General features: G+C 60.4%; 3 protein-coding genes. All 3 read left to right on the forward strand.

Annotation, left to right across the window (positions count from 1 at the left end; genetic code table 11):
• Positions 1 to 57 precede the first annotated feature (57 nt).
• Complete coding sequence (locus SGJ19_00005) at positions 58 to 1,269, forward strand: flavin-dependent monooxygenase (protein MDZ4778617.1); 1,212 nt, start codon at positions 58 to 60, stop codon at positions 1,267 to 1,269.
• A 65-nt stretch (positions 1,270 to 1,334) separates the two neighbouring features.
• Positions 1,335 to 2,762: a Rieske 2Fe-2S domain-containing protein gene (locus SGJ19_00010; protein ID MDZ4778618.1), complete on the forward strand. Its 1,428-nt coding sequence runs from the start codon at positions 1,335 to 1,337 to the stop codon at positions 2,760 to 2,762.
• The gene (locus SGJ19_00015) at positions 2,731 to 3,228 is read left to right on the forward strand and encodes a 3-phenylpropionate/cinnamic acid dioxygenase subunit beta (GenBank protein ID MDZ4778619.1); all 498 of its coding nucleotides are present in this window, start codon (positions 2,731 to 2,733) and stop codon (positions 3,226 to 3,228) included. The genes SGJ19_00010 and SGJ19_00015 overlap by 32 nt, the downstream gene beginning before the upstream one ends.
• The last annotated feature ends 42 nt before the right edge of the window (positions 3,229 to 3,270 follow it).

A 3,270-nucleotide genomic window follows, 5' to 3' on the forward strand; every position in this document is an offset into this window, starting at 1 on the left:
TCTCGGCATAGCCGGGCGCTCCGTGGTCGCTCGGGCCAGGCTTCGCAAGGGTTTCGGATGCACGCCGTATCGCTTAACGCCGAATCTGATGAGGTGGATGGCGCCGGTCTGATACGTCGTGCATGCGATCTGGAGCCGGTTCTTCGCGCACGCGCGACCGAAACAGAGCGGAACCGGCAAATTTCCGACGAAACAATTGCCGACTTCCGCCGCGCCAAAATTACGCGCGCATTACAGCCGCCGCACTTTGGTGGGATAGCCACCGATTTCGGTGTCGCTGCGCGTGTCGCCGAGGCGCTGGCGCGCGGCTGTCCGTCCAGCTCCTGGGTCTACTGCAATTACATACTGCTGCAGTGGCATGTAGGCCTCTTCGAAGTCCAGGCACAGGAGGACGTCTGGGGCACCCACGACGAAGCCCTCGTCGCCGCCGGGTACATGCCCGTCGGCGTGGGCGTGCGAACGCTGCACGGGTTCCGTCTCTCGGGAACATGGCGATACGTCAGCGGCATCGACAACAGCGAATGGTGCCTGTTCGGCGGCCGCGTCGTCGACGCCGACGGCGGCAACGCTGAGCAAGGCTTCTTTCTGCTGCCGCGTGAGGATTATCGCATCATAGACGACTGGCGTGCCGTCGGTTTGACGGGCACCGGCAGCCACAGCGTGACCGTCGACAATGTCATTGTCCCGCGGCACCGTTTTCTGGGCCTCGCCGCCTGCAATTCGTGCGCGGCGCCCGGCCTCTCGTTGAATACCCACCCGATCTTCCGCGCGCCGCTCTATGCGATTTTCAGCTATTTCCTCTCGGGCGTGGCGCTAGGCGCCGCACAAGGCGCGATCAACGACTTCATTGCGGAGGTTCGGATTCGAAAAACCGTGGGCGGCGTCACGGGAAAGCAGACGCCGCTCGCCCATCTTGCGACAGTCCAGATCGCGCTTGCCGAGGCGGAAGCCATGGTCGACGCCGGCCGCACGCTAATCCACCGCGACTGCGACAATGTCATGGGACTGCTTATGTCCGGCCGCGCTTTGACCCTCGATCAGCGCATTGATAATCGGCGCAGCGTTGGTTTCGGCGTGCGGATGGCGCGCGAAGCGGTGGACTCGCTGTTCGACGTGGTGGGTGCCGCAGGCTTGCTTAACCATCACCCCATCCAAAGGCATTGGCGCGACGTGCACGCGGTGGCGCATCATCTGAGTCTCAACTGGAATCAAATCGCAACGTTGGTCGGCGGCTATCGGCTCGGCCAGGAACCTATTGGTATGTTCTAAGCCCGGTGGATCGAGCGATTCAGCCGCGGAATCAAATCGAGGACGAGCAGAAGAGCGAGGACACTATGGTCGGTCGGAACGGAACTCTGGTGGACGCCAAAAGCGGGCTTGTCAGTCGACGCATCTTCTTCGATCCAGAGATATACGCGGAGGAGTTGAAACGGATCTACGCGAAGGTGTGGCTCTATCTAGGCCACGAAGCTCAAATCCCAAATCCCGGCGACTATTTCACTAACTACATGGGTGAAGACCCGGTCATCGTCTGGCGCGACAAGAAGAATCGGGTCCGCGTCTTTCTCAATTCTTGCCGGCATCGTGGCATGCGACTCTGCCGTACTGATTCGGGGAACGCCGGACAGTTCACTTGCCCGTTCCATGGTTGGACCTACGCCAACGACGGACGACTCGTGGGCGTCCCGTTCCTCAAGGAGGGATATTTCGGCGATATCAATCGCGAGGAATGGGGTCTGTTTGAGATACCAAAGGTTACATCCTACGGCGGTTTCATATTTGGCAACATGGATGCGGGTTCCATTAGCCTCGATGAGTATCTGGGCGACCTTCGTTGGTACTTCGATGTGCTGCTGAATCGACCGCTGGGCAAAATCGAATTTTTGCGCGGCCGCCAGCGCTATGAATGCAAAGCGAACTGGAAGCTCTCGGGCGAGAACTTCGCCGGCGACACCTATCATCTGCCGTACTCCCACGGCTCCATCTTCCGCATCGGAATAAGGCTCCTCAATCCCGTCACGTTCTACAAGGCGCCGAACTTGCTCTCAGTGTCGACGCGCCATGGCCATGGCCTCTGCGGCATTTCGGCCAACAACGAGCGATACGAAACCGACCTCGAGCTCGCGCGCGAAATGGGCCCGGAAGTTGTCGACTATGTCCGTGAGACCAAGTCGGCGCTGGAGAAGAAGGTGAGCAAGGCGCAGTCCAAAGTGTACACGATCGCGTTTGGCAACATATTTCCAAACTTCTCTCTCAATAACTTCAGCGCGCTTCGGCCGATCGGCCTCTATCTTTGGCATCCGCGCGGGGCCAACATGATCGAGGCGTGGCAATGGTGCGCTTTCGACAGTGCGGCGCCAGACGCGGTGAAGGAGATCATCCGCTTGGATTTCTCGCGCCAGCAGGCCGTCGCCGGCATCGCGGGCCAAGATGACACCGAGAATTTCGAGCAGGTAACCGAGGCAACTCGCGGCGTGATCGGTCAGACGCTCGATTTCAATTACAAGATGGGCCTTGGTTACGAGGATCGCTGCAATCCGCCGCCGGAGCTTCCCGGCCGCCTCGGGCCTTATTTCTCGGAACAGGGCCAGCGCAGCTACTACGGATATTGGTCAGAGCTAATGGAGTCGCCGCCGCCCTCCAAGCCGAAGATTCCGTCCGTCGGCCGCGCCAAGATCAAGAATGGCGCCGCCGCGCGTTTACGTGCACAACAAGCCGCGAAGAAGAGCCATGGTCACGCCCGAGCTTCAGTTAGACGTTGAGCGCTTTCTTTTTCGCGAGGCGCGCCTCTTAGACGATGCCCGCTACGACGATTGGCTTGCGCTGCTCACGGATGACGTGCGCTACTGGATGCCCGTGCGAGAAACCACGAGCGATCACGGAGAAGCGATCCGGCGCCTCGGAGAGATGGCCGTCTTCGAGGACGACAAGGACTTTCTCAAAGCGCGCGTACAGCGCCTCCACACGGGTCTTGCCCATGCGGAGACACCGCCGTCCCGAACCCGGCATCTCCTGTCGAACTTCGAGATCGAAGAACGCTCCGACGGGGAAGTCGAAGTCGGCTGCAACATGCTCGTCTACCAGACGAGGCTTGAGCGCACAGAAGCATTCTACGTGGGCCGGCGCGAAGACCGGCTACGGCGGACTGGTGATGGATGGCGCATCGCCGCGCGCAAGATCGTGCTCGATCAGACGCTGATGCCGCGAACCATCTCGATTCTTTTCTGACGTAGACAGCGCGTCGGCCTCGTCCGTTGACGCGATCGCGAA

Source organism: Planctomycetia bacterium (assembly GCA_034440135.1).
GTDB lineage: Bacteria > Planctomycetota > Planctomycetia > Pirellulales > JALHLM01 > JALHLM01.